The sequence below is a fragment of the Nocardia brasiliensis NBRC 14402 genome (assembly GCF_000308475.2).
Lineage (GTDB): Bacteria > Actinomycetota > Actinomycetes > Mycobacteriales > Mycobacteriaceae > Nocardia > Nocardia brasiliensis.
In genome coordinates, this window is the sequence record NZ_BAFT02000112.1 from 120,330 (window position 1) to 145,362 (window position 25,033).

13 protein-coding genes are annotated in these 25,033 nt (G+C 68.9%); 1 reads left to right on the forward strand and 12 read right to left on the reverse strand.

Annotated features, from left to right (window positions below; translation table 11 throughout):
- Positions 1-56: 56 nt before the first annotated feature.
- Positions 57-2,096, forward strand: a complete 2,040-nt coding sequence (locus TY25_RS38915) for a M13 family metallopeptidase (RefSeq protein ID WP_042265097.1) — start codon at positions 57-59, stop codon at positions 2,094-2,096.
- Here the strand turns inward: TY25_RS38915 and TY25_RS38920 are convergent.
- The 12 genes from TY25_RS38920 to TY25_RS38975 all read right to left on the reverse strand — a co-directional run bounded on the left by TY25_RS38920 (position 2,086) and on the right by TY25_RS38975 (position 24,997).
- Entirely contained in the window at positions 2,086-3,234 is a 1,149-nt protein-coding gene (locus TY25_RS38920) for an MAB_1171c family putative transporter (protein WP_042265099.1), read from the reverse strand. The genes TY25_RS38915 and TY25_RS38920 overlap by 11 nt on opposite strands.
- 88 nt (positions 3,235-3,322) lie before the next feature.
- Positions 3,323-5,101 (reverse strand): MFS transporter, encoded by a 1,779-nt coding sequence (locus tag TY25_RS38925; protein ID WP_042265101.1) that lies wholly within the window; start codon positions 5,099-5,101, stop codon positions 3,323-3,325.
- A 130-nt stretch (positions 5,102-5,231) separates the two neighbouring features.
- Entirely contained in the window at positions 5,232-6,329 is a 1,098-nt protein-coding gene (locus tag TY25_RS38930) for an MAB_1171c family putative transporter (RefSeq protein ID WP_146154092.1), read from the reverse strand.
- A complete protein-coding gene (locus TY25_RS38935; RefSeq protein WP_042265106.1) occupies positions 6,326-7,402 on the reverse strand; it encodes an MAB_1171c family putative transporter in 1,077 nt (358 codons plus the stop codon). Before TY25_RS38935 ends, TY25_RS38930 begins: the two co-directional genes overlap by 4 nt.
- 82 nt (positions 7,403-7,484) lie before the next feature.
- Positions 7,485-8,249, reverse strand: a complete 765-nt coding sequence (locus TY25_RS38940; RefSeq protein WP_052383488.1) for an ABC transporter permease — start codon at positions 8,247-8,249, stop codon at positions 7,485-7,487.
- Positions 8,246-9,016, reverse strand: a complete 771-nt coding sequence (locus TY25_RS38945; RefSeq protein ID WP_042265109.1) for an ABC transporter permease — start codon at positions 9,014-9,016, stop codon at positions 8,246-8,248. Before TY25_RS38945 ends, TY25_RS38940 begins: the two co-directional genes overlap by 4 nt.
- Positions 9,013-9,996: a daunorubicin resistance protein DrrA family ABC transporter ATP-binding protein gene (locus TY25_RS38950; RefSeq protein WP_042265112.1), complete on the reverse strand. Its 984-nt coding sequence runs from the start codon at positions 9,994-9,996 to the stop codon at positions 9,013-9,015. Before TY25_RS38950 ends, TY25_RS38945 begins: the two co-directional genes overlap by 4 nt.
- A 116-nt stretch (positions 9,997-10,112) precedes the next feature.
- Positions 10,113-13,238 (reverse strand): nocobactin polyketide synthase NbtC, encoded by a 3,126-nt coding sequence (gene nbtC, locus TY25_RS38955; RefSeq protein ID WP_042265114.1) that lies wholly within the window; start codon positions 13,236-13,238, stop codon positions 10,113-10,115.
- Positions 13,231-14,559, reverse strand: coding sequence for a beta-ketoacyl [acyl carrier protein] synthase domain-containing protein (locus TY25_RS38960; RefSeq protein ID WP_042265116.1), 1,329 nt, complete (start codon positions 14,557-14,559; stop codon positions 13,231-13,233). The genes nbtC and TY25_RS38960 overlap by 8 nt, the downstream gene beginning before the upstream one ends.
- Positions 14,556-15,320 (reverse strand): thioesterase II family protein, encoded by a 765-nt coding sequence (locus tag TY25_RS38965; protein WP_042265118.1) that lies wholly within the window; start codon positions 15,318-15,320, stop codon positions 14,556-14,558. The genes TY25_RS38960 and TY25_RS38965 overlap by 4 nt, the downstream gene beginning before the upstream one ends.
- Positions 15,321-15,356: 36 nt before the next feature.
- Positions 15,357-21,497, reverse strand: coding sequence for a non-ribosomal peptide synthetase (locus TY25_RS38970; protein ID WP_042265121.1), 6,141 nt, complete (start codon positions 21,495-21,497; stop codon positions 15,357-15,359).
- 53 nt (positions 21,498-21,550) lie between these two features.
- Positions 21,551-24,997 (reverse strand): non-ribosomal peptide synthetase, encoded by a 3,447-nt coding sequence (locus tag TY25_RS38975; RefSeq protein WP_042265123.1) that lies wholly within the window; start codon positions 24,995-24,997, stop codon positions 21,551-21,553.
- Positions 24,998-25,033 lie beyond the last annotated feature (36 nt).

Here is a 25,033-nt window from a genome sequence, read left to right on the forward strand (position 1 = left end):
GCGAACAAGTTGGGCCTGACGAGGATGCGGCGGGCCGCATCGGGAGAGGAATCCTCGTGACACGTCTCGGACAGCTGGACCGCCGTGCGTTCCTGATCGCGCTCGGCCTGGTGCCGGCCGCGGCCGCGTTGGCTTCCTGCTCGAGCGACTCCACGCAGCCGAGCAAGACGCTCACCGGTGTGGACCTGGGCGGCGCGGACGAGGCGATCCGGCCGCAGGACGATCTGTACCGGCACGTGAACGGCAAGTGGCTGCGCGAGTACCAGCTGCCGCCGGACAAGCCCGCCTTCGGTTCGACGAGCGAGGCCGCCGAGCGCACCGAACAGCAGTTGCGCGAGATCATCGACGGCATCAAGGATCCGAAGCCGGGTTCGGAGGAGCAGCAGATCCGCGATCTGTACGACGCGCGGGTGGACTGGGACGAGATCGAACGGCTCGGCATGAGCCCGCTGGCCGAGCTGTTCGACAAGGTCGACAAGGCGGCGACGAAGGCCGATCTGGCCAAGGTGATGGCGGAGCTGCCGATCAGCGGGTTGATCGGCATCGGGATCAGCATCGACCGGAAGAACTCGAACGCGTACGTGCCCTCGGTCGGACAGTCCGGCCTCGGCCTCGGTGAGCAGTACTTCCGCAAGCCCGAGCATGCCGAGGTGCTCGCGCAGTACCGGGTGTTCCTCGAACGTATCTGTGCGGGAGCGGGTTTCCCCGATCCGGCGGGTACGGCGCAGCGGGTGTTCGATCTGGAGAAGCGCATCGCGCCCGCGCACTGGGACAACGTGCGCAACCGCGATGCCGACGCCACCTACAACGTGTTCAGCTGGGCCGAGATGACCGCTCTCGCACCGGGTTTCGACTGGGATCCGTGGATGGCCGGGAACACCGACCGGCCGCGCGAGCTGTTCGCGACGATGATCGTGGCCCAGCCGTCGTTCATCACGGCCGCGGGACAGCTGTGGACCGAGGTCGACATCCCCACCTGGCGTGACTTCTTGAAGCTGAGCGTGCTCCGCAACTACGCGCCGTATCTGCCGAAGGCCGTGAACGACGCGAACTTCGAGTTCAAGGGCAAGGTGCTCAACGGTCAGGACGAGCGCCCGGAGCGCTGGAAGTACGGCGTCGGGATCGTCAACGAACATCTCGGCGAGCAGCTCGGCAAAGTGTATGTGGACAAGCACTTTCCGCCCGAGGCGAAGCAGCGCGCGAAGGAAATGCTCGACGACGTGATCGCCGCGTACCGGGACAATTTCACCAACTCCTCGTGGATGTCGCCGGAGACCAGGAAGGCGTCGCTGGCGAAGCTGGACAAGATCGATCCCAAGATCGGTTATCCGGACAAGTGGGTCGACTACTCGCAGCTGAAGATCACCAAGGGCAAGCTGATCGAATCACTGCTCGCCATCAACACTTTCGAGAGCAAGCGCGCGTTCGCCCGGCTCGGTGGCCCGGTCGACAAGACCGAGTGGGGCATGTCGCCGCAGACGGTGAACGCCTACTACCAGGCGACCTCGAACCAGATCGTGTTCCCCGCCGCTTATCTGCAGCCGCCGTTCTTCGACAAGGATGCGCAGTCGGCGGTCAATTTCGGTGCGGTGGGTGCGACGATCGGTCACGAGATCGGTCACGGATTCGACGATCAGGGCTCGAAATACGACGGCGACGGCAACCGGCGCGACTGGTGGACGCCGGAGGATCGGGCGAAGTTCGACGCGAAGAGCAAACAGCTCATCGATCAGTACAACGCCCTGGTGCCCGAGGGCCTGGACCCGAGCCAGCACATCAACGGGGAGCTCACCGTCGGTGAGAACCTCGCCGACCTGCGCGGCCTGCAGATCACGCTGGCCGCCTTCCGCATTTCGGAGAAACGGCGCGGGGTCGAGAATCCCGACTATCGGTCCATGTTCCTGTCTTGGGCGCGCAGTTGGCGGGAAAAGCAGACCAAAGAGCTGACGGTCCGGTACCTGGCCACCGACACCCACTCCCCTGCCGAATTCCGCTGCAACCAGGTCGTGCGCAACCTGGCGGAGTTCTACACCGCTTTCGACGTGAAAGAGACGGACAAGCTGTTCCTGCCCCCGGACCAGCGCGTCACCTTCTGACTCGCGCGGGCTTGGGATACGGCCGCCATTTCCCGGGCTTGCGCGACGCCCGCCGTTCGGATTCGTTTGTGCCACGCGCCCGCGACCATGCGCGGGACAGCGCGAGCAGGTTCTCCAGATTGGTGATGCGATCATCGGCGGGCGGCAGAATGGGCGAGCCGGGACCGTGATTCGTGCCCGGCGCGCCCCGGCGCTTCAGGTCGATGGCCGCAGCGATTCGGATCGCATAGCCGTGCATGGGGTCCGAGTGTCCCGAATCGGCCACGGGAGCAAAGTATTTCAGATGCATGAGGGCATCGCCGATCTCGACGGTCATCCGGTACAGCCGGGACGCGGAGTCCTGCTGGTCGAAACCCGACGCATGCAGCACTACCTCGGGCACCGCCGTCGTGAGGTCCTGCCACAGGGGCCGGAGCCGGCGGCAGTGGCGGCCGGTCCGGTCCCACTCGGCCCGGCGCAGCAGGGCATGGATCAACGGGATCGCGACCAGCGAGATCAGCGAGAGCGCGGCGAGGAAAGTGCCGATCACCAGCAGTGGCCGCGGCGCCCCCGACGACGTGCCCGCCGCGACTCGCAGCGCGGAATCGAGTGAGGTGCCGATGCAATACGCGCCGAAGGTCAGCAACGCCAGGTAGGTCAGCTTCTCGTGCCGGACCGGACCCCCGCTGCGGAGCTCCCGCAGGCAGGCGCGCACGAGCAGCAAGCCGATCGCGGCCACGGCCACACCGACCACGGCCCACAGCGCGCCCTCCCAGTCGAGCGTGCGATGCAGCGGCACGCCCGCGGCCTCGACCGCCGCGCAGGCGAGCCAGACGATTCCGGCGATCGCCGCGCAGGCGTTGTATCTACGTTGACGACTCCGCACCGTCCGCGGGTCGGCACCGTTGAGCAGCATCGTGAACCCGAAGCAATGGGACAGGCCCAGCATGCCCACGGCGAAGAACACCCGCTGGCCGAACTCCGGATAGCCGAGCCCGGCCGCGGACACATACCCCAGCAACGAACCGAGATCCCAGCTCAGCGCATGGTTTATCAGCCGATCGGCGATCGTGTCGTGCACGAGCACCCAGCGGCCCCCGACCACCAGCGTATCGAGCACGAGGACGATCGCGATGAATGCGGGTGGTGCGGAGTCCATCGGTGTCCAGCCTAGATTCCGCCGCCCGTACGGACCACCCGGAATCTGCTGTGGCACACCCACGTCGACGTTACGGCGTCGACCGTTCTCACCGTGCGGCGACCGGAACCTGTTCGGCCAGTTCGTCGGCTTCGGCGAGTTCGGCCTGTTCGTCGTGCACGTACTTGTTGCCGGCGAAGTACGAGGCCACGGCGGCCAAGAGCATCATGACGGCGGCTGCCACGAACACGACGACGAGGCCGGTGTGGAACGGGCCGGTCAGCAGGTTCGGGAAGAATTCCTGACCGGTCAGGGTGTCGGAGTTGACGCCGGGTTTGGCCAATTCGCCGGTGGGACCGAGCAATTCCTGGATCGGGTTGAAGCCGAGGAACGCGGCGAACATGCTGGCGACCGGCGGCATCCCGGCGACCTCGGCGGCGGCGCTCGCGGACACGCCCTGCGCGCGCAGGCCGGTGTCCAGCGCCGAAGGCAGGCTGGCGGCGAGGCCGACGACCATGAGCGAGAAGAAGATTCCCATCGACAGCGCGTTGCCGCCGTTGAACAGGGTGCCGCGCATACCGGAGGCGGCGCCACGTTGCGCGGCGGGCACGCTGGACATGATGGCGGCGGTGTTGGGCGAGAAGAACAACCCGCTGCCGATGCCGTTCAGCAGCACGATCAGGGCAAACAGCCAGTAGTCGAAGTCGACGGGAATGATCAGCAGCAGCAAGAATGTCGCGGCCGAGATCAGCGCGCCGCCGGTGGTGAACAGGCGGGAGCCGTAGCGGTCCGAGAGCCATCCCGAAATCGGCCCGGCCGCAAGGAATCCCACGGTCAGCGGCAACAGGTAGATGCCCGCCCACAGCGGTGTCGACTCGAAGCTGTAGCCGTGCAACGGCAACCAGATGCCCTGCAACCAGATGATCAGCATGAACTGCATGCCGCCGCGGCCGATGGACACCATCAGGTTGCTGAAGTTCCCCAGCCCGAAGGCCCGGTTACGGAACAGGCCCAGGTGGAACATCGGATCGGCGACCTTGCTCTCCACCACACAGAACACGCCGAGCAGCACGAGGCCGCCGAGCACCGAGCCCAGCACCCACGGGCTGGACCACCCGGTCGCGTGTCCGCCATAGGGCTGGATGCCGTACGTGATGCCGGTGAGCAGCGCGGTGAGACCGAGCCCGAAGGTGATCGTGCCCGCCCAGTCGACCTTGCCCGCCGAGCGGATGCCGACCTCGTGCAGCGAGCGGTAGGACCAGAACGCGCCGAGCACGGCGATCGGCACGCTGACCCAGAACACCGCGCGCCAATCCCATTCCGACAGCACGCCACCGATGAGCAGCCCGAGGAACGAGCCCGCCACCGCCGCGACCATGTTGATGCCCAGCGCGGTGCCGCGCTGTTTCGCCGGGAAGGCGTCGGTGAGGATAGCCGCGGAATTGGCGGTCAACATGGCACCGCCGACGCCCTGCACCACACGCCAGATGATGATCCACATCGCGCCCGCGCCGCCGTGGAACGGATCGAAGGACAGGGCCAGCGCGCAGATCGCGAAGACGGCGAAACCCAGGTTGTACACCCGGACTCGGCCGAAGATGTCGCCGAGCCTGCCGAACATCACCACTAGCACGGCCGTCGCGAGCAGGTAACCCATCAGCATCCACAGCAGGTAGCCGACATTGCCGGCTTCGAGCGGGTTCAGACCGACGCCGCGGAAGATCGCGGGCAGCGAGATCAACACGATGGACGAGTTGATCGCGGTGAGTAACACCCCGAGCGTGGTGTTGGTCAGCACGATCCACTTGTAGCGCGGATGGTCGCGGTCATAGCGCAGCCTGCGGCGGATGGTGTTGACCTCGCCCAGGTCGAGATCGGTGGATGGCATCGGCACGGCGTCCCCTCGCGATTCGTTATCTCCGCAAACTATATAGTTAGCTGATCTAACCATCAAGATCGACCGGTGCGCTGCCAGGCTGGAGCCCGCGTTCGGCGCCGCGGCGAAGTAGGCCAGCCGGCTAGGACGCGAGGCGTCCGCCCGCCAGGACCACGCGGGCGGACGCCCATTCGCGCGACAGCGCAAGCAGATTGCGAAGTTCGGTAGTCCGGTCACCCGCTGGGAAGCGCACGGCATGCCGCGGGTACGACGGCGGCATACCGTGCAGCTTCTGGCGGGTGGCCTCGGCAATACCGCGAGCGTAGGTGCCGAGGTCTGGGGTCTCGCCCGTCTCGGGGTCCGGCACGAACTGCTTCAGATGTAGCAGTGCATCCCGAATCTCGACGGTCATCCGATAAAGCCGCGCATTCGAGCCAGGATGCTCGGTGTGTGCCAGTGGCAGCACCACCTCAGGAACGGCGGTCGTGAGGTCGTGCCACATCGGACGCAACTGCCGACAGCATCGACCGGCCCGATCCAGCCCCGCATGGATGAGTACCGCGTCGACCAGCGGGATCGAGATCAGCATGGCCAAGATCGCGAGCACGGTGAACGAACCCACCGCCCACCCGGCGCTCATGTGCTGCGGCGACACACCGGAGAGCGTGCACAGCGACCGGTACACGGAGGCGATGGCGGTGTAGAGCGCGACCGCGAGTAACGCACAATAGGTCGACTTTTCCCGGGTCGTCGCGCCGGGGATGCGGAGATCTCGAATGCACGCACGACCGAGTAACCCCGCGATGACGACGAGACAGGCGTCGACCGCCATCCACAGCACCCCGTCCCAGTCCACAGCGGGCAATACCGCTGGGAACCAAGCCATCTCGTTGACCGCGGCGCAGCACGCCACCACGAGCCCGGCCAAGGTGGCGATCGTGTCGTATCGACGCTGCCGCCGCCATCCTTTCCGCAGATCCCTCCCGCCGAGTGTCACGACGAACCCGAAAGCGTTGGACAGGGCCAAAAAGCCGACGGCCAGGAACACCCGCTGCGCCAGATCCGGATAGCCGATGCCTGCGACGAACGCGTACGCGGACACCGCGCTGACATCCCAGGTCAGCGCGCGATTGATCAGACGATCGGTGAGCGTCTCGTTGACCAGGAACCAACGGCCGCAGATCACACCCAGCACGAGCACGACGATGATCGTCGTGAACACGGGCGGCGCGGAATTCATCGGCGCCGATTGTAGGTCGCGTCCGACGGCCACACCCGGGCCAGGCCGAGCAGCATCCGCAGTTCCGAGGTTCGATCGGCGGGACGCGGCAGCACCAGGGCGCCGGGCCGGGTGGCCGGCGGCGCGCCTCGCGCCTTCGCGCGACCGGCCCGGGCCAGCACCAGTGCGTAACTCCGGTTGTCGGACGGGCCGGGTACCGCTGCGGTGTCCGGCACATACGGCCGCAGTTGCAGCAGCGCGTCCCAGATCTCGACGGTCATCCGATACCGGCGGTGCGCGGAATCCGGTTCTCCCGACTCGTCCTGCGCCAGCACCACTTCCGGCACGGCACTGGTGAGGTCACGCCACATCGGGTCGAGGCGGCGGCAATGCCTGCTCGCCCGGTCCCAACCCAGGCGCGCGGACAGGACGTCGATCAGTCGGACCGAGAGCAACGCGGTGGCGACGGAGAACGTGGCGAAAGTGACTATCGTCCACACCTTCCCCGGCTCGGAGGGCGGTGCGCCGAGCAACGTCCGGACACTGCCGATGGTGGAACCGCAGGTCCAATAGACGGCGAGCACGAGCAGCGCGCCGAACAGCAGCTTCTCCCTGATCGTCAAGCCGCCGGAGCGCAACTCCCGGATACAGGCGTGCAGCATCATGTATCCGGCGATCCCGCCGGCGAGCGAAACCCCCGCCCACACGCCGGTGGCCCAGCGGAAGGGCAACAGACCGTCCAGGAAGGATTCGGCCAGCACGAGAGTGGCCGCCGCGACCGCGGCCGTGGTGTCGTACCAGCGCTGCCGGTCGCGCTCCTCGTATCGGGCCTGGCCGTCGAACAGCAGCCGAGCGAACCCGTATGCGGCGGCGCCCGCCATCAAACCGCAGCCCAGGAACAATCGCCGACCCAGCTCCGGCGCACCGGCCGCGTTGACGAGGCCGTGCAGCAGGAAGCCGCCGATCTCCCAGCTCCACAGGCGATTGAGCAGCCGGTCCATGCTCGAGTCCCGCACCAGCAGCCAGCGCCCGGCCGTGACGATCGCGGCGAACACGCCGACCGACAGAATCAGCAGGGCAGGTACGGAATTCATCGTCGACGACTGTAACCGGCCGGCGCACTCGTCCGGCCGGCCTGTCGAGCCGGGCTCGCGGCCGCCGGACGAGTGCGACCGATCAACTCTCCGCGGCCTTGCGGTACCCGCGCACGGCGAGGGCGCCGAAGACCAGCACCAGACCGACCGACCACGCGATGGTCTGCAAGAGCGGCACCGCGACCGGACCACCCACGGTGAATCCGCGCATCGCCTCCACCGCGCAGCTCATCGGCTGGCCCCGCACGATCGGCTGCAACCAGCCCGGATAGTTCTCGATCGGGACGAAGCCGGAGTTGAAGAACATCGCGAGCAGCACGACCGCCGCGAAGATCTGCACCACCTTGTCGCCGATCCGGCTGACCCCGACCACGATCACCATCGGCGTGAATCCCGCGATGACGATCACCGGCACGAGCAGCACCCCCAGCACGCCCAGCAGGCCCTGCTCGAAACGCAGTCCGAGGATCACACCGACGATGAGCACGATCGCCGTCGCGGCCACCGCGCGCAGGCATTCGGCGAGCAGCCTGCCGATCAGTCCGGCCGAGCGGTTGATCGGCAACACCCAGAAGCGCCGCAGCAGACCGCTTTCCCGTTCGCCGTACAGCGAGAGGCCGGTGCCCATCGCCCCGTACATCGCGCCGGACACGGCGATCATCGGCACGAAACCGTAGATCGCGTCGGTGCCGTCGCCGAGGTCGAGCGATTTGCTCAGCACCAGATCGAACATGAGCAGCAGCAGGATCGGCAGCACCAACGTGGTGGTCACCACCTCCTGCTGCCTGCTCCAGCGGCGCAGTAGCCTGCCGGTTTCCACCAGGCTCTGATCGACCAGGGTGCTCATCGCCGCCGTCCTTCCACCCGCACCGCCACGACCATCGCCGCGATCAGCAGTCCGGCCGCCCAGATCGCGGCCACCGTGCTGGTCGAGGTGAACCGGCCCTCGGACAACTCCCGCAACGCGCCCGCCACCTGCGATACCGGTTGGTTGCGCACGACAGGCTGGATCCATCCCGGAAAGCCTTGCGCGGGTACGAAACCCGTCGACATCATCAACAGCAGCAGTTGCGGCGCGAACAACACCGTCGCGCCGAGTTCCGGATTGGCCGTCGCGGTGCCGAGCGCGTCGGCGGCGACCACCACGGCCGCGCCGAACGCCAGGATCAGCACCAGGAACGCCACCGTCGCGCCCGTCCCGTGGAAGCGGAAACCGAAGAGCGAGCCGATGGTCAGCGCGCCGGCCAGCGCGGCGAGGGCGCGCACCGAGTTCGCCGAGATCCGGGCGGCGGGCGGTACCCACGGCGGCACCGGCATGGACCGCAGCCGAGTTCCCATGCCACCGGCCACTTCTCGCGCCGCCCGGTCACCCGCGAACATCGCGGTGAAGAACATGGCCTGGACCGCGATCAACGGCAGCAGGTACTGCGCGTAGTCGATGCCCGTCGCCTCCATCGAACGACGCAGCGGCACATAGACACAGACGAAGAAGGTCAGCGGTGCGGCGAAGGCGAGGATCAGATCCCCCTCCCGCACGGCGGCGCGAATACCGCGGCCGCTCAACGCGGTCCATTGCATGCCGTTCGGCACCCGCAGGACGGTGCCCGCGGTCATGCGGTGGCCTCCGCGGCGGGTTTGGTCAGCTCGATGAACACCTCGTCGAGCGAAGGCCTGCGCAGCGCGATATCGATGAGCTCGATCTCGGCCTCGGTGATCCGCCGCAGCGCCTCCCCCAGCGTGGCCGCGCCGTCGGGCGCGGGCAGCGATACCCGGTCGGCGGATTCGGCGACGGTGATCTCGCCCAGTCCGGTGAGCGCGGTGACCACGGCGGGCAGCTCGCCCGGATCAGCGGGAACCACCTCGCAGTAGCTCGCGCCGGTGCGCGCCTTGAGCTGGTCGGCGGTGCCCTCGGCGATCACGGTGCCCTTGTCGACGACGATGATGTTGTCGCTCAGCACATCCGCCTCTTCGAGGTACTGCGTGGTGAGCAGGATCGTGACGCCCTGCTGTTTCAGCCCGCGCACCAGACCCCAGAGACTCTGCCTGCTCACGGGGTCGAGGCCGGTGGTCGGCTCGTCGAGGAAGACCACCTGGGGCGGGCGCACCAGCCCACAGGCGATATCGATGCGCCTGCGCATGCCGCCGGAGTACTGGCCGACCCGGCGATCGGCCGCCTGCTCCAGCTCGAATTGCCGAAGCAGTTCATCGGCGCGCGCCTTGGCCTCCTTGCGCCGCAAGCCCATCAGGCGGCCGAACAGCACCAGGTTCTCCCGGCCGGTCAGCATTTCGTCCAACGCCGCGTACTGGCCGGTGAGCATGATGGACGCCCGGACCGCGGCGGCCTCCCGCACGACGTCGTACCCGGCCACCAGCGCCCGCCCCGCATCCGGCTTGGTGAGCGTCGAGAGCACCGACACCGTGGTGGTCTTGCCCGCGCCGTTCGGGCCGAGCACACCGAGCACACTGCCCTTCGGCACCTCGAAGCTGATGCCGCGCAACGCTTTCACCTCGCCGAACGACTTCTCCACGCCCTCGACGACGATCGCGGTATCGGCCGAAGCCGTGCCCGCCGCCGTTTCCCTGCTCGAATCCACCGTGCTGCTCTCCGTCCTTGCTACGTACGAATCGTCGTTGGTGCCTGTGAATCCCGATCAGGGCGGACCCGGCCACCGCCGAGTCCGCCCGTCGTCTACCTGCCCGAGCCGGGCGATCAGCCGAGCAATGTCACCACCTCGTCGAGGGACGCGCCGCCCAGTATCGCGGTGACCGGCAGCTCACGCTGTAGTTCGACCTCGATGCGCTTGCGTAAGTCCAACGCCTGCAACGAATCCAGCCCGAGGGCGACGAGCGGCACGGACCCGTCGATGGTCTCGGTGGTGTCCATGCCCATCACCGCGCGCAACGCGAACCGCACCTGCTCGGCGGTGTTCGGTGCGGCCACCTGAACGGCCGCCGCTGGGGGCTCGGGGGGCACGGGCGCGGGCGCCGGGACCGGATCGGCCGGTAGTTCGGCCTGCTCCGCCGGTAGGTCGCCCAGATCCAGCGTGCTGAACAACGGGTCGAATCCGAAGGCGGAGAACAAGGTAGCGAGCCGGTCCCAGTCGGCGGTCGCGATGATGACGTTCTCCGCGCGCGCGGTGATGCCCGCGGCGATCGCGCTCGCGGGTTCCATCGGCCGCAGGCCGGTGCCGCTGATCGCCGCCAGCGCGTCCGCCTGATCCGCGCCGACCGCGCGCCACAGACCCCACTGCACCGAGGTGCTCGCGATGCCCTGGCTGCGGTAGCGCGCCGCCGCCGCGTCGAGCATGCGGTTCACTGCGGCGTACGCCATGTGGCCGCGGCCGCCGATGGTGGCCGACAGCGACGAGCACAGCACGACACGGCCGTTCGACGTGCGCGGGAAGTGCTGGACCAGGTGCTCGAGCGCGACGACCTTCGGCGCCGCGGCCTCGCGCACCGACACCGGTGTCAGCTCGGCGGCCGCGACGTAGTCGACCGCCGCGTGCACGATCAAATCCGCCGGCGTCGAACCGTATTCGTCGGCGAGGGCGCGCACCGAGGCCTCGTCGGTGACATCGCAGCGCCGCACGACCACTTCGGTGGCGCCGAGCTGTCTGATCTGCTCGATCCGCGCGAGCGCCTCGGCAGCACCGCCAGACCTGCTCAGCAAGGTGATCCGCCCGGCGCCGTCGCGGGCGAAGCGCTCGCAGAAGTCCAGCCCGAGCTTGCCGGTTCCGCCGACGATCACGACCTCACGCAGGTCGTCCGCGCCGAGTGGCGACACGGCCGAAACGTCTTCGGCGACGAGCCGTTTCGCATAGACGCCGCCGTCGCGCAGGGCCAGCTCCGGCTCCCGTGCGGTGTGCAGCGCCACCATGAGCGCCTTGGCCGTGTCCGGAAGCGGCCGGCCGGGAGCGAGATCCACGTGCCGGAAGGAGACGCCGAGGTGATCGGCGGCCAGGCACCGGAACCCGGCCTGGGCGGCCGCGTGGAACAGATTCGGCACATCGGCCTCGAGCACATGCTCGCCGCCGACGGTCACCAGCCATATGTCCCGCACCCCGTCGAGCCGGGGCAACCACGTGCGATCGCCCAGGAATTCGGCGAGTTCGGCCACCGCGGCGTCGGTCGTCAGGTCGTCGAGTTCCGGCAGCACGACGACCGCGGTATCGAAAGCCGTTCCGGCACTGTGCGTGGCCGCCGCCGGATCGACAATCGTCACCCCGTGCAGCGCGGCGGCGTCCCCCAGGGCCGCGACCAGTTCGGTGCTGCGACCACCGTGATCGAGCACCGCGATGGTGCGCGGCGGCACCAGGGCCCGGCTGCGCAAGCGCACCCACTGCTCGACGATGCGCTGGGCGGGCACGGTGCGCTGCTCGGCCACGACGGAAATCGGTGCGTTGGCAACGGCGTTCGGTACTGCGGTCCGCGCCGCCGTGTGGTCGTAGGCCGCCCACAGGTGCTTCGGGTTCATCTGCGTGTTCGGGAAGTCGAGCAGCGGCAGCCGCGGCGCGCCCGCCGAATCCGTACGCAGTGCGGACCAGTCGTAACCGAGGTCGCTCACCGCGACGAGTCCGAGATTGCGGGTGAACTCGCGCAGATCGGTGGCCGTCCGGCGCGAGGTGCCGATCGTCTGGAAGTCACGCTGCTGCGCGACGGCGCTCAGGTTCTCCTGCACCGCGAGGAAAAGGGCCGGGTGGTCGGCGATTTCGAGGTAGGTGTCGACGCCGCGCTCGGCCGCCAGCGCGATCGCCAGATCGAACCGGACCCGGTTTCGCAGGTTCCAGTACCAGTAGTCGCCCACCGGCAGATCGGGTGTGATCGCCGTGCCCAAAGTGGAACCGATGCATTCGATCTCGGTCGCGGTGAACTCCGGCCGATCCAGTTTGGCGGCCAGCGAATTGTCCAGGAAGCTGTCCCGGAACTCGGTCACCACGGAGGTGTGGGCGGGGTAGCCGACGCGAATCTCCTTGGCGAACTTGCCTTCCGCGGTCAGATCGGCGACCACCTGCGCGACCGTCCGGCGCTCGCCGCCGATGGCGAGCACGTGCGGGGAATTGATCACCGAGAGTTCGGCCCAGCCGGAGTGCCGCGCCAGAATGGCCTCGCATTCCTCGCGATCCACGCCGACCACGGCCATCGAGTACTTGTCTTCGCGGTCTTCCTGTTTGGCGATCGTGTCCACCAGACCACCGCGCAGCGTCACCACCCGCACGGCGTCGGCCAGCGTGATCACGCCGGACACCACGCCGGCGGCGAGTTCGCCCTGGCTGTGCCCGACGGTGACCGCCGGCACCACACCGGCCGCCCGCCACATCGCCGCGAGGCCGACCATCTGCATGAACAGCGCGGGCTGCACGATACGCAGCAGGTTGTGACCCGGCTCCGATTCCGCGAGCAGGTAGGACCGCGGCGACAGCTCGAACAGGTCCTGAAAGACCGCCTCCGCCTCGTCCACCGCGGCGCGGTAGGCGGGCGAATTCTCGTAGAACATCCGGCCCATGCCCGCGTACTGGCTGCCCTGGCCCGGGAAGATGTAGCCGATCTTGCGTGCTTTGGCGGCACTGCCGGTCGCGATCACGGCCGCGTGCGGCTCGCCCGCCGCGACCGCGCGCAACGCTTCGACCAGTTCGGCACGCTCGGTGACCATGGCCAGCGCGCGGTACCGCCGCGCCACCCTGGTCCGGAACAGCATGTCGGCCACCTGGTCCGGGCCGACCGCGGCATGTGCCTCGAGGTAGGACAGGATGGCAGCGGCTTCGCGGCGCAACGAGTCCGGCGCGTCCGAGGACAGCAGCACCGGGATGCTGCCGTCCGGCAGGCGATGGCTAGACATGGATCTCCTCCTCCAGCACGGGCATCGCGATGACCGCGTGCGCGTTCGTGCCTGCGACGCCGAATGACGAGACGGCGCCGTAACGCACCCCGTCGTGGGGCGTCCAGTCCGCCAACCGCTCGGCCAGGCACAGCCCCGACCGCGCCCAATCCAGCTGCGTGGTCGGGTTTTCGGTGTGCCTGGTCGGGGCGATCTGACCGTGCAGGCCGCTCAGCAGGACCTTGATCAGGCCGAGCATGCCCGCGGCGGCCTGCGCGTGACCGAGGTTCGATTTGACCGAACCGAGTCGCGGACGGTGACCGCCGTCGCTCGCCGCACCGTAAACCTGTGCCAGCGCGGTCAATTCGAGCGGATCGCCGACCGCCGTGCCGGTGCCGTGTCCCTCGATCATGCCCACCAGCTCCGCCGGGATACCAGCGGCACGTACCGTTTTCGCGATCAGCTGCGCCTGCGCGGCCGCGCTGGGCACCGCGATGGGTGCACCCGCGCCGTTGTGGTTCACCCGGGTGGCGAGAATCCGCCCGTAGACTCGATGTCCCAGCTCGTTGGCACGCGATTCACGTTCCAGCACAACGACACCCGCACCCTCACCCCAGAGCGTGCCCAGGGCGTCCGCCGAGTACGGTTTGCACTGCCCGTCCGTGGACAGCGCGTTGGCTTTGGCGAATTCGAAGAAGCCGGCGAGCGAGCCCATCACGCAGACACCGCCGGCCAGCGCCCAGTCGCATTCCCCGTTGCGGATCGCCGACGCGGCGAGGTGTACCGCGGACAGCGACGACGCGCACGCGGTGTCCACCGTCATCGACGGACCGGACAGTCCGAGGGCGTGCGATATCCGTCCGGCCACCGCGCCCAGTGCCGCGCCGGTCGCCCGATATCCGGTGTGCTCGTTGGCCTCGTCGCCGCGCGGACCGTACTCGGTGTAGGAAGCGCCCATGTAGCAGCCGATTTCCGCACCGGCCAGGCTCGCCGGGTTGATGCCCGCGTTCTCCAGCGCCCGCCAGGCCACCCGCAGCGCCACCCGCTGCTGCGGATCCATCGCCACGGCTTCGCGCGGCGTGATGCCGAAGAACGTCGGATCGAATTCGGCCGCGCCGTCGAGGAATCCGCCCGCGTCGCGCACCTGGCTCCAGCCCTCGGTGCCGGCAGCGGCCATCAGCTGCTCGATCGGCCAGGACCGGTCCCGCGGAAACGGGCCGATCAGATCGCGTGATCCGGCCAGCGCGGACCAGTACGCCGAGAGGGTGTCGATACCGCCCGGCGCCTCTACCGCCAAGCCCGCCACGACGATCGGGTCGTCTTCGATCCGCTGTGCGCTCATCGGGTCGCCTCCCCCGAAACCAGCTCGGCGGACAGGATTTCCGCGATGCCCTCGACATGATCGTGGAGATAGAAGTGCCCGCCGTCGAACATCGTCACCGCCAGTTTCTGCTCGGTGTGCTGCTGCCAGGCGAACAGATCGCCGATACCGACGAACTCGTCCTCGCTGCCGCCCAGCACGTGGATGCCGGTGCCGACGGTGACGTCCTTGCCGCAGGTGTAGGCGTCGAACGCGCGGTAGTCGCCCTTCAAGGCGGGCAACGCCATCCGCATCAGCTCGCGGTTGGCCAGCAGGTCGGCGCCGGTGCCCTGCAGGCCGCCCACGTGATCGAGCAGTTCGTCGTCCTCGGTCGGGTGCGGTGGCATATCGGCGACCTGCCACGGTGCGCAGGCACCGGAGACGCCGAGCAGCCGGACGGGTACGCCCGCGGCGTCGGCCAGCCGGGCGAATTCGAAGGCGACCATGGTGCCCATGCTGTGGCCGAAGATGGTGATCGGCACGCCCCGGTTGAACGGCGACCGCGCGAATTCCTCGAACGCGTCGGCGGCGGTCTCCTGGATGGTCTCGCGCACCGGCTCCTGCGCCCGATCCTGGCGGCCGGGGTATTGCAGCAGCACCACATCGAAATTCGCGCTCAGGGCCTTGGAGAAGGGTCGGTACGTCGAGGCGCCACCGCCCGCGTGCGGACAGATCACCAGTGGTGGGTTGTCCGCGGACCGCGGTTTGTGAAACTTTCGGATCCAGCCCGGTGTACTAGCCATTGCCTGTTCTCCTGCCTGGCACCGCAATGCGGTGCGTCACTGCCACATCCGTCGCATGACCAACATCCCCAGGTCCGAGTCGTCGAGGACCTCGGTGTCGCCGATGCGGCGATCGGCGTCCTCGGCGATGGCGCGCAGGGTGTTGGTGAAAGCGGACTCGATGATCTGAACGTCGTTGTCGTCGAAGGAGTCCTCGGCATAGAAGACGACGACCTGAAGGGGTTCACCGGGGAACAGCAGGTCCGCGGGGAAGATCATGATCAGCAGCGCGTTGTCGGTGGCGCCGCGGCCTTCGAACGACACCAGCTCCAGGTGCTCTTCGCCGAGCAGCCGCACCAGTTCGTCGCGACCCGAGGGATAGGACTGGAACACGAACATGCTGTCGAACAGCCTGCGCGCGCCCGCGGCCCGATTCGCCGAGGTGAGGCGGTACTGCTGGAATTCCATGAGCTCGGCTCGGCGGCGCTGCACGTCGGTGAGCCGGTCCCGCCAGCTCTGCCCGGCGGGTAGGTCGATGGCGACCGGAACGGTGTTCACGAAGCAGCCGATCGCGTTGTCGACCTCGTCCAGATCGGCCGGGCGACCCGAGACCACCTCGCCGAAAACCGCAGCGTCGCCGCCGGTCACGTAGCGCAGCACGTTGGCCCAGGCCAACTGGCAGATCGCGCTGAAGGTGGTGCCGACCGTCGCGGCCAGCTCGGTCAACGCGTCGGCGACCGCGGCGTCGACCGGGAAGCGGTGCGCCACCGGCACTTTCGAACCGCCCGGCACGCGGTTCGGCGCGACCACGCAGGGCTGCACGCCGGCCAGGTACTCGTTCCACACGGCCTCGGTCGCCGCTTCGCGGTCCTCGGTGAGCCGCAGGAACTCGGCGAAAGTGGCCGGGTTGCCCAATGGTTCGGCGGTGCCGCCGCTGGCGTAGTCCGCGAAGATCTCGCGCGGCAGCAGCTGACCCGACCAGCCGTCGGTGAGGATGTGGTGCGAGGCGAGCACCAGCATGTGCTCCCCCGCCGGCAGGTGCACCACGGTCGCCCGCATCAACGGGCCACGGGACAGATCGAACACCCCCGCCTGGTCGGCGTCGAGGAATTCCAGCAGCCGCTCCTGGGCGTCCGGTTTCGACGCGAAATCGACCTCCTCGACCAGGAATTCCATCCGCTCGGCGACGACGGCGTACGGCTGTCCGGCATGCGAGACCGAAATGGCGACGCGCAGATTCGGATACCGATTCAGCACGTTGTTCAGCGAACGGGTCAGCCGCGCCACGTCGAGCGCGCCGCGCACGGTGATGGTGGTCTGCACCGTGTAGGCGTCGCGTCCCGCGCTGCTGATCGCCGTGAAATACAGCCCGGCCTGAAGGGGCGCAAGGGGATACACGTCGGCGTAGCGGCCGTAGAGCGACTGCCAGCGGTCGAGATCGAGCTGCGTCACGTCGCGGGCCAGTACGTCGCTCGGGGTCAAGCGTCGCGCGGGATCCTCGCGCACGGTCTTGGCCAGCTCACGCAGCGCGCCGGTCCACAGATCGGCCAGTTCCCGCACGTCCGGCTCGGACAACGGGCCCGACGGGTAGCGGAACGACGCCCGCAGCACCGGATCGTCGTTGTCCAGCAACGCGACGGTGTTGATGTCGAGCAGCGCGGGCGCGGGCATGGTCGCGTCGGCGTGGCCGCCCAGGTAGCCGAATTCCGGTGCGGCGTCCCATTCCTGGATCTCGCCCGCCGCGTCGGGAACGGCGAACCGGCCCATGTAGTTGAAGCTGAGCTGTGGTGCCGCGGCGGCGGCCAATTGCGGTGCGGTGCCGGCGTTGAGCCGCCGCAGCAGGCCCCAGCCGATGCCGGAGTCCGGCACCGCGCGCAACTGCTCCTTGACGGCCTTGACCGCGCCGACCATGTCCGGTTCGGCAGCGATGGTGAGCGCGACCGGATACGCGGTGGTGAACCAGCCGACGGCATTCGCGAGATCGACTCCGGCGAAAAGGGTTTCGACACGACCGTGCCGTTCCATGGTGAGCTTGACCGAGTCGGCGTCCCGCTCGCGAGCCTGCCGGAACCGCCGGGTCGCGACGGCCAGGGCGGCCACCTGGATGTCGAGGAAGTCGCAGCCGAAGGCCTGCGCCGCGGTGGTCATCAGGTAGTGCGTATCGGCGGTGTCCAGCTCCGCGGTGACCTCGCGCACCGTCGCCACCGTGTCCACGGCGGCATCGAACGCGCGGTCGCCGAGCAGCGGATCGGCGCTGTCCGCGACAGCCTGCCACCACGGCAGCGTCTCGACCATCGAATCGGCCTGGGCCAGCTGGACCAGCCCGGTATTCCAGGCCTGCACCGACGTACCCAGGTCGGCGGCCGAAAGTTCTTCACCCGCCCAGAGTCTGCGCAGGTCCTCGTGGATGACGCGCCACGAGACACCGTCGACCACGAGGTGGTGCAGCACCAGCAGCAAGCGTCCGGCGGTGCGATCGTCCGTGTGCACCCAGGCCGCGCCGACCATCCGGCCCGCCGCGGGATCCAGCTCCTCGGCGATCCGGCGCAGCTGCTCGTTCAGGACCTCTGTCGCACTCGATTCCCATGCGGCACCATCGATTTCGATGTCGTGCAGGCTGGGCCGGGCGAACGGCTCGTCCGCGTGCGGCACGTAGTACGCGGGCCGTCCGTCCGGTCCGGCCGCCAGGCGGGCGCGCAGCAGCGGATGCCGGTCGACCAGCCCGTCGAGCAGCGCGCCCAACTGCTCGCGCGTGCTGCCGGCCGGGGTCACCACGGCCGTCGCCTGGCTGTAGGCGGCGTAATCGGTGCTCTGTTCGGTCAGCAGGGTCGCGATCGGGTTGAGCGGAATCCAGCCGGTGCCGTCGCCGGATTCGACCAGTGCGGGCGCGGTCGACAGGTCGATCGGCGCGGTGGCGGCCGCGATGAGCGCGATGGTGCGCGCCGCGAACAGCGCGCTGGTGCTGATCAGCAGGCCACGCTTCTTGAGGGCCGAAGCCATCCGGATCGCACTGATGGAATCGCCGCCGAGCGCCAGGAAATCGTCGTCGGCGGCCAGCTCGACCTGCGCGGTGAGCCCGAGCACCTGCCGGATCACTTCGGCGACCGCCTGCTCGGCCGGATCACGCAGCGCCCGGCCGCGACCGGTGTCCCCGCCGAGATCCGGCACCGGAAGGGCCTTGCGGTCCAGCTTCCCGTTCGCGGTGAGCGGCAGTGCCGCCAATTTCACCAGCGCCGTGGGGATCATGTATTCGGGCAGCCGATCGGCCAGGAAAACCCTGATGTCCCCGGCATTCTCGGCCTCGGTGCCGGACTCGAACGCCGATCCCGCCTCGGGCACGTAGTAGGCGACCAGTGCCGCGTCGCTGTCGCGGTTGATCGCGATCGCCGCGGCCGCGGCGATGCCCGGCACCTGGCGCAGCACCGAGCCGACCTCGCCGAGTTCGATGCGGTGACCGCGCACCTTGACCTGATCGTCGATCCGGCCGAGGTACTCCATGCTGCCGCTGGGATGCCAGCGCACCACGTCGCCGGTGCGGTACATCCGCGCGCCGGGTTCGTCGGCGAACGGGCAGGCGACGAAGGTCGCCGCGCTCAAATCGGATCGATGGTGGTAGCCCTGGGCGAGTTGCACTCCGCCCAAATACAATTCACCGGTCACCCCGGGCGGCACCTGCCGCAGCCGGTCATCGAGCACGTAGACCGTCGAATTCCATTCCGGCTGGCCGATCAGCGCCGACCGGAACTCCGGCGGCTTTGCCAGCGCGCCCGCGAAGTTCTCGTGCATCAGGTCCATGGCGGCCTCGGTCGGTCCGTAGAGGCCCAGGACGGTGCCGCCGAACACCCGGCTCGCCTCCGCCACCAGCGGCGGCGGTACCGCCTCGCCGCCGAGGTAGACGAAGCGCATGGACTGCAGCCGGGCCGGATCGGGCTCGGCGTCGAGGAAGGCCCGGGTCACGCTGGGCACCAACGAGATCTGGGTGATCTGGTGCCGGTCGATGATGCCCGCCAGCGCCTCCACATCGGCCTGCCACCAATCCGGCGGCGGCAGCACCGTGGCCGAGCCGGTGCACAGCGCGTTGACCAGTTCGAAGACCGAGACGTCGAAGCCGATCGGCGCCTTCTGCAGGATGCGTTCCGCGCCGAAGCCCAGGTAGTCGCGCATCCACTGGACGTGGTTGACGACGCCGCGGTGATGGTTCACCACGCCCTTGGGCCTGCCGGTGGTGCCCGAGGTGTACAGCAGGTAGGCGGCATCGAACGGATGGATCGGGCGCACGAGTTCGTCGGGCCGGATCGCGCTGTCGTCGAGCTGCGCCACCGCCGCGCGCTCCGCCTCGTCGGCGAGGTCCAGGACCGGCACTCCCGCAATGCATTCCGGGTCGAGCAGCCGCTCGGGACGCGCCGATCGAACCAGCAGGGCGGGTTCGGCGTCGCGGAGCATGAACTCGATCCGATCGGCGGGGTAGCTCGGATCGATCGGGACGTAGACGGCGCCGGTGCGCAGCACCGCCGCGAACACCACGGGCAGCCATTCGCTGCGCTCGGCGAAGACGCCGACCCGATCGCCCGCGCGCACCCCGCGTTCGAGCAGCCGCCGGGCGAAACGGTTCACCCGCGTGTCGAATTCGGTGTAGGTCAGTTCCAGCTCGCCGAAGATCACCGCGACCCGATCGGGGTACCGCTGCGCGGATGCACGAATCATCGCGTCGACGCTGTCCGCCGCGATCGGCACCGCACCACCGCGCGACCAGCTCTGCACCGCGGCGCGATCGGCCGCGCTGAGCACGAGCAGCTCGTCCACCCGGCGGTCCGCCGCGGCGGCGGCGAGTGTCTGGTCGATGTAGTCGTGCAGCCGCTCGATCGTCGACTCGTCGAAAAGATCGGTCCGATAGGTGATCTGCACATCGACCCGGTCGCTGTGCAGGAACGCCTCCACGGCGATCGGCAGCAGCGACGCACCGTGGTCGGCCAGCTGCCAGCTGGTGACCGCGCCGGGCAGCTGTGGTCCGTCGATCTTCTGATCCAGGAACAGCACCATGGTGTCGAACAGCGCGGAGCCCACGTTGCCGGTCGCGCGGTTGACCGCGCGCACCACGCCCTCCTGCGGGAAGTTCTTGTGCCGGAACGCTTCCGTGGTCACCGCACGCACATAGCCGACCAGCTCGGCGAAGGTGCCGGTCGAACCCGCGCCTTCCCCCAGCGGGTTCAGCCGCAGCGGGAGCATGTTGCTGAAATTGCCGATCAGCAGTTCCATGCCGGCTTCTTCGCGATTGGCGACCGTGGTGCCGATCACGATGTCGGCTTGGCCGGTAACCTGGCGCAGCGCAACGTAATACGCGGCCAGGAACACCGAGAACGGCGTCGTGCGCAGCGCCGCGCTGAGGTTGCGCAGGTTGGCGTCCGCCGCCGCACCGAGCAGGCGGTCGAGACGGCTGCCCGTTTCGGTGACCAGCGCGGGACGCCGGTTGTACGGCAGCGGCAGCTCGGGCACCTCGCCGTCGAAGCGGCTCGCCCAGAACTCGCTGTCCGCGCGGTGATCGGCGGTCTCGAAGCGGTCCTGCTCCCATTCCGCGAAGTCGGCGACCTGGCGGCGCAGCGGCTCGACGGTGATCGAGCCGGTCAACGCCTCGCGATAGAACCGCTCGACGTCCTTCGACAGCGCGGGCAGAGTCATACCGTCCCAGGCGATGTGCTGGATCACGACGATGACGACCAGCCTGCGCGCGTCGACCCGTACGAAATCGAGCCGCATGGACGACTCGTTCGACAGGTCGAAGGTCTCGTGCGCGGCCGCCGCGACCCGAGCGTCGAGGGTGCGCTGCGCTTCCTCGGCCACCAGACCGGTCAGGTCGAATTCGCGGACCCTGGGCGCGAGTTCGGGATGAATGCGCTGGTACGGGTTGCCGTGCTCGTCGTTGTGATAGGTGGTGCGCAGCACCTCGTGCCGCTGCACCAGAGCCAGAAATGCTTGCCGCAGTGCGTCGTCGACGACCTCGCCCTCGAAGGTCAGCGCCAGACACAGGTTGTATGCGGTGCTGTCCGGCGAGATCTGCTGGTGCGCCCACACATAGCGCTGGCCGAAGGACATGGCCGCGCGGGACGGGTCCCGGCGCTGCGGCACGGTGGGGGTGCCCGCCAGGCCCTCGGCGGCGAGCCTCGCCCGCATCGCTTCCTGCAGGTCTTCCAGCGATCGCATCTACGTCAAACCAATCTTTTCTCGAAACAACCGGTGCGGCAACACATTCCGCGCTACACCAGGGCCGCCGGCGTGGGCAGGTCGATCTCGGCCAGCTCGAGCAGGATGCGCGCCACCTGGACCAGCCGGTCCGGTGCCGGCTCGGCGGCGAGCAGACCCGCGCTGATCCGGCGCACCGTCCGGCCTTCGAGCACGCCGGTGACACCGAACCCCTGCACCGCGAGCAGACCGCGGATCTGGCCGGTGAGCGTGGTCGCCAGGATCGAGTTGCCGCCGACGTCGAAGAAGTCGGTTTCGACGCCGAGGCGATCGACGCCGAGCACCTGGGCGGTGATGTATTCGACCGCGGCTTCGACCTCGTTCGCCGGGGGCACATAGACATTGCGGGTGCCGGCGTCATCGGCGAACCGGGCGCCTACCGCCGCGCGGTCGAGCTTGCCGTTGGCGGTCAGCGGGATCGCGTCGAGCACCTCGACGACCTCGGGAATCATGTAGCCGGGCAGCAGTTCTCGCAGTTGCTCGGTGAGCTCGGCGGGCTCGACCGGCGCTGCGGCGGTCACCGCGGCGGCGAGCCGGCCGGAGGGCGTGATCAGCGCGACGGCCTCGCGCACCGCGGCGAGCCCGTGCAGCGCCGACTCGACCTCGCCGAGTTCGACCCGATAGCCGCGGATCTTGACCTGGTGGTCGGCGCGGCCGAGGAAATCGGCGGTGCCGTCGGGCAGGTAGCGGGCCAGATCGCCGGTGCGGTACCAGCGCACGCCGTCGACCTGAACGAAGCGGTCCGCCGTGCGTTGCGGGTCGCCGCGGTAACCGTCGGCGACGCTCGTGCCGCCGATCCAGAGTTCGCCGAGCACCCAGTCCGGGCAGTCCTCACCGCGCTCGTTCACCACGCGCAACTGCACGTTGGCCAGCGGCGTGCCGTAGGGCACGTTGACCCACGCGGCCGGGAAATCGTCGGTGACCTCACAGACGGTGGAGTGGATCGCGGTCTCGGTGGTGCCGCCGAGGCCGACGAAGCGCAAGCCGGGCACCTGCGCGCGCATCCGCTGTGCGAGTTCGGTTTTCACCTTGTCACCGCCGGTCAGCACGAGCCGCAGCGAACGCAGCTGCTCGGGCGAGGCGAGTTCGAGCAGCATGCCGATCAGGCCCGGCGCGCAATTGAGCACGGTCACACCGGACTCCGCGATGAGGGTGGCCCACGCGGCGGCATCGCGCTCGGTATCCGCGTCGACACAGGCGAGCGCCCCGCCCAGCGACAGCGGCGCGAAGATGTCGTAGACCGACAGGTCGAAGCTCAACGCGGACAACCCGATCAGCCGATCGTCCGGGCCGAGATCGAAACGGGCGCCGATCGCGTCGATGGTGTTGGCGGCCGCGCGGTGGCTCACCTCGACACCCTTGGGCTCCCCGGTCGATCCGGAGGTGAACAGCACGTAGGCGACGGCGTCCGGCGTCGTGGGCACCGGCCGGTCCAGGCCGGGCCCGGCCAGCGCGTCGGTGAGCGCGATTCCGGTCACCGCGTCGGGCAGGATCTGGGCATCGTCGACGATCGCGACCCGCACGCCACCGCGCGCGAGGATCCGGTCCCGGCGCGCGCTCGGCTGATCGACGCCGATCGGCAGGTAGGCCGCACCCGCGGCGAGCACACCGAGCACAGCGGGAATCTGCCGGTGTCCCTTCGGCACCACCACGGCCACGGTGTCGCCGGAGGTGACGCCGGCGTCGGCGAGCGCGCGGGCGACCGCGAGCGCCTGCGCGGCCAGTTCCCCGTAGCCGGCCGACCCGCCGTCGCGCCAGCACAGCGCGACGCGGTCCGGATGTTGTTGCGCGAGTGCGAAGAACGCGTCGTGCAGGGTGCGCGCGCCCAGCTCGGCGGCGGTGTCGTTGGCCGAGTCGCGCACCGCGCGTTGCGGTTGCGGCAGCGGCAGTGCCAGTTCGGCGGACCAGTCCGCGTCCGGCCGCACGAGTGCGGTGAGGGTGTCGCGGAATTCGGCGAACATCGCCGCCGCGACGCCCTCGGGCAGTGCGTCGCGGCGGATGTCCCAGTTGACGAGCAAACCGCCGGCGAGCTCGACGACCTGCGCGTCCAGGTCGACCTGCGGTCCCTGCGAGAGGATCCAGACCGGCTCGCCGAACACGCGAGTGACGCGCTCGGAGAACAACTCTCCCAGATCCAGGCCCGAGGTGAACACCACCGACGGGGTGACCGGCGCGCCACGCAGCCTGCCCAGATCGCGCAGTACGTCCAAGCCCTCGTAGCCGGAGTGCACGGCCGAGGTGTGCAGTTCGCGCTGCAATCGCTTCGCCCGCGCCACCATCGATTCGGTGGTGCGAGCGTCGACGTCGACCAGCACGGAGTTGGTGAAATCGCCCACCACGCGGTCGATGTCGTCGTGCAGCGGCTCGCGCGCGAACAACGGCAGGTTCAGCAGGAAGCGCTGCTGGGCCGACCAGCGCGCGATGGCCTCGCTGAACACGGTGGCCAGCGCGACGGCGGGCGTCACGCCGTTGCCGTGCGCGTACTGCTGCAGCCGCGCCTTCTCCCCGGCGTCGAACCAGTGGTGCAGGCGGATGCTGCGCGACGGGTCCGGCCGTTCGTTCTCCGGCACCACCGGCAGCGACGGGATATCGGGCAGGGTCGGCGCCTTCTGTGCCCACCACTGCACGTCGGCGGAATTGTCCGGAGCGGTGCGCGCTTTGGCGGCGAGGTATTCGCGGAAGGTGAAACCGAGCGGCTCGAGTGCGTCGTCGTCGGCTTCGTAGAGCGTGGCGAGGTCGTCCAGGATGCGCCGGTAGCTCTGGGCGTCGGCGGCGACCATGTCGACGTCGAGGTGCAGACGATGCGCGCCGCCGGGCAGCACCGTCACCGCGATGTCCACCACCTGGCCCGCCGCGACGTCCATGCGCTGGTGGCTCTTGTCCTGGCGGATGCCGTCGAGCGCGGTCTCGACCTCGGACGCGGAGTGCGCGCTCAGGTCGAGGGTGTGGCAGACCGGCACCAACGGCGCGGGCAGGATCCGCTGCGTACCGCTGTCCAGGAACTGGGCTCGCAGCATCGCATGGTGCGCGACCAGGCGTTCAGCCGCGCGCCGCATCCGATCGGCCTGCAGGCCACGGCCGTCGAATTCGACGTAGAGGTGTGCCGCGACCCCGCCGAGCCGCTGATCCTGCCGTCGGCCCACCCAGTAGGCGTGCTGCATCGTCGCCAACGCGAATTCGTCCGTCTCGGTGGCGGTTTCGGCGGCCGGAGCGGGCGCGGACGCGACCTCCTCGACCTGCTGGCTCACTCCCAGCAACTCCGCCCAGCCGGCGATGGTCGGATTCAGCGCGAGGGCCGAACTACGCACCTCGTAGCCCTGTTTGCGCCATTTGGCGGCCAGGTGCATGAGCTTCATCGAATGCATGCCCAGGCTCACTAGATCGTCGTCGTAACCCACCGTTTCGGGTGCTACGCCGAGATCCGCTGCCACCATGTCGCGCAGTTCAGCCTTGCCGAACATCAGACTCCTCACCAGCCGAGAAACAGCCCATCGGAC

Bases quoted from the DNA above. Each gene is read 5' to 3' on its own strand.
- nbtC (WP_042265114.1), bottom strand. From the start codon at position 13,238: ATGTCTAGCCATCGCCTGCCGGACGGCAGCATCCCGGTGCTGCTGTCC.
- TY25_RS38965 (WP_042265118.1), bottom strand. From the start codon at position 15,320: ATGGCTAGTACACCGGGCTGGATCCGAAAGTTTCACAAACCGCGGTCC.
- TY25_RS38975 (WP_042265123.1), bottom strand. From the start codon at position 24,997: ATGTTCGGCAAGGCTGAACTGCGCGACATGGTGGCAGCGGATCTCGGC.
- TY25_RS38960 (WP_042265116.1), bottom strand. From the start codon at position 14,559: ATGAGCGCACAGCGGATCGAAGACGACCCGATCGTCGTGGCGGGCTTG.
- TY25_RS38970 (WP_042265121.1), bottom strand. From the start codon at position 21,497: ATGCGATCGCTGGAAGACCTGCAGGAAGCGATGCGGGCGAGGCTCGCC.
- TY25_RS38935 (WP_042265106.1), bottom strand. From the start codon at position 7,402: ATGAATTCCGTACCTGCCCTGCTGATTCTGTCGGTCGGCGTGTTCGCC.
- TY25_RS38920 (WP_042265099.1), bottom strand. From the start codon at position 3,234: ATGGACTCCGCACCACCCGCATTCATCGCGATCGTCCTCGTGCTCGAT.
- TY25_RS38945 (WP_042265109.1), bottom strand. From the start codon at position 9,016: ATGACCGCGGGCACCGTCCTGCGGGTGCCGAACGGCATGCAATGGACC.
- TY25_RS38930 (WP_146154092.1), bottom strand. From the start codon at position 6,329: ATGAATTCCGCGCCGCCCGTGTTCACGACGATCATCGTCGTGCTCGTG.
- TY25_RS38940 (WP_052383488.1), bottom strand. From the start codon at position 8,249: ATGAGCACCCTGGTCGATCAGAGCCTGGTGGAAACCGGCAGGCTACTG.
- TY25_RS38925 (WP_042265101.1), bottom strand. From the start codon at position 5,101: ATGCCATCCACCGATCTCGACCTGGGCGAGGTCAACACCATCCGCCGC.